Here is a 2265-nt window from a genome sequence, read left to right as displayed (position 1 = left end):
CTCCCCTTTCCCGCAGGTTCAGAGCACGGAGCGGCCGGACGTCGTCGCCGCGGGGCTGCTCGGGGGAAATATCGCCATTCTGGTCGATTCCACGCCCTTCGCGCTCTTGCTTCCGATGACGTTCTGGGCCGGCATGCAGGCAAGCGAGGATTATTATATCCGGTGGCCGATCGCAACTTTCGTCCGGTGGATCCGCTTAATCTTTCTGATGATCGCGATCTTTGCTCCCGCCCTATATGTGGCCGTGACGACCTTTCACCAGGAGATGATTCCTACCAGTCTGCTGCTGAGCATTGCAGGCTCCAGGGAGCCGGTTCCATTTCCGGCGCTGATCGAGGCGTTATTGATGGAAATCATCTTTGAGGCGCTGCGCGAAGCCGGGATTCGGCTGCCCAAACAGATCGGACAGGCGATCAGCATCGTTGGGGCCCTCGTCATCGGTCAAGCGGCCGTGCAAGCAGGCATCATTTCGGCCCCAGTCGTCATTATTGTATCGATCACGGGCATTGCGTCGTTTACGATCCCGCGGTACAGCTTTGCCAACGGGATTCGGCTGCTGCGGTTTCCGATGCTATTCCTGGCGGGGACCTTGGGGTTATATGGAATTGCGCTTGGATTTTTGGGCATTTTGCTGCATGTCTGCACACTGCGGTCGTTCGGCGTTCCTTATTTCGCTCCGGTGGCTCCGCTTTCGCTGCGGCATCTCAAGGACGTAGTGTTACGCGTACCTGTGTGGAACAAAACAAGCAGGACGCCGGCAGCGGAATCCGAGGAACGAGGAACAAGGTAAAACGGCAGAGGAAGAAAGGAAGAAAGCGTCATGATAAGACCGATCATGTGCGTCGTCCTACTAGCCGCCGTGCTGCTGACAACCGGCTGCTGGGACCGTACGGAAATCAATGACCTTGCCTTCGATATGGGCACCGCGTTTGACCTGACGGAGAAGGGGGAACTCCAGGCGTCTATCCAGATCGCGCTTCCCCAACAAGCAGGAATGATTGGAGGAAACAGCCAGAAAGATAAATTTTTTGTTCTGACTGCTTCCGGAAAAAACCACATTGCACTTCAAAAGCAGCTGCAGAAAAAATTGTCCCGGCAGCTGTTCACGTCCCATCGCGGCGTGATTTTTATAAGCGAACGGTTGGCCAGACGGGGCCTTGACGATGTGCTCGATGTCTTCACGCACGATCCCCACAACCGGTTAAGGACTTATATTATGGTTGTAAAGGATCAGGACGCGAAAAACATCGTGCAGGTCCGCTATCCATTCGAAGAGGGGCCGTCCGAAGCGGTACGGGAAGCGGAGTCTATGGGGGGCCAGCTGTCGGTTACGCTGCGGGACTTCTTTATTGCCGCATCGAGCGAAGGAGCGAACCCGGTAACGGCAGTCATACACCCCGAAATACCCGACGGGAAAATCGAAAGGGAAATGTTTCGTTTCACTGGCGCGGCCGTATTCAAGGGGCTTAAATTAGCCGGTTTTTTAAACGAAAAGGAAACGGACGGTCTGCTGTGGCTTACCGGACGAATGGGACATAGCCGAATTACCGCCGCTCTTCCGGAAGGGTACGGCAATGTCGGGATGGTCCTGATCGGCGCCCAGCGAAAGATAACCTTTATGGGAAGCGGCGGCAAAGTCAAATTTAACGTCCTGCTGACAGGTGAAGGGGACCTGTTCGAAAATAATTCGCGGCTTGATGTCAGCAATATGCAGAATCTCCGGATTGCGCAGAAAGCTTTGGAGAAAGAGGTAGAAAAACAAGTGCGAGACTGTTTGTTCAAAATCCAGAAGCAATATAAATCGGATGTCGCCGGATTCGGCGGCGTCCTGTACAGGAGCCACCCACGCAAATGGAAACAGATTAAGAATAAATGGGACAAAGTGTTTCCCGAAGCGGAGATTACAGTTGCGGTCAAGCTTAATTTGCGTGATACCGGGGTGGCGGGACCGCCTCTGCAGTTGAAAGAAAAGGAGATCGTCAATTGATACTGCAAATTATCGGATATCTCGTACTGCTCGCAGTCTGGACGTATGTCCGGGTCCATTCCCTCTTGCTCAAGCGGGAGCCTTCGGCGGCCTTCCTGTACGGCATTATCATGTTGATCTGCATCGTGATCGGCTCGCTGTTAATGGCAAGGGTCACAGTGCCGAGCTTTAATGTGCCGGCTGAGGCCGCTTTCAGATGGATTGGCAGGTCGCTGCTAAAGCAGTGAACTAGCCTTTCTTTGACGGCGTCGATGGCAAGGAGCAGTGACGGCACCAGA

General features: G+C 54.1%; 3 protein-coding genes. 2 read left to right on the top strand and 1 reads right to left on the bottom strand.

Going from position 1 to position 2265, the window contains the following annotated elements; genetic code table 11:
* Both CPT76_RS35905 and CPT76_RS35900 read left to right on the top strand, forming a co-directional pair.
* Positions 1 to 790 (top strand): spore germination protein (locus tag CPT76_RS35905; protein WP_146116564.1); only part of this gene is annotated, 790 nt, incomplete at its 5' end.
* A gap of 30 nt (positions 791 to 820) precedes the next feature.
* Positions 821 to 1987, top strand: coding sequence for a Ger(x)C family spore germination protein (locus CPT76_RS35900; RefSeq protein ID WP_105446259.1), 1167 nt, complete (start codon positions 821 to 823; stop codon positions 1985 to 1987).
* On the opposite strand, the gene CPT76_RS38570 is transcribed toward CPT76_RS35900, so the two are convergent.
* Positions 1980 to 2265 (bottom strand): hypothetical protein (locus CPT76_RS38570; RefSeq protein ID WP_219845504.1); only part of this gene is annotated, 286 nt, incomplete at its 5' end. The two genes, CPT76_RS35900 and CPT76_RS38570, sit on opposite strands and share 8 nt — an antisense overlap.

The sequence above is a fragment of the Paenibacillus sp. AR247 genome (assembly GCF_002968895.1).
Taxonomy (GTDB): domain Bacteria; phylum Bacillota; class Bacilli; order Paenibacillales; family Paenibacillaceae; genus Paenibacillus_AQ; species Paenibacillus_AQ favisporus.
This window is presented reverse-complemented; position numbering and strand designations above follow the sequence as displayed.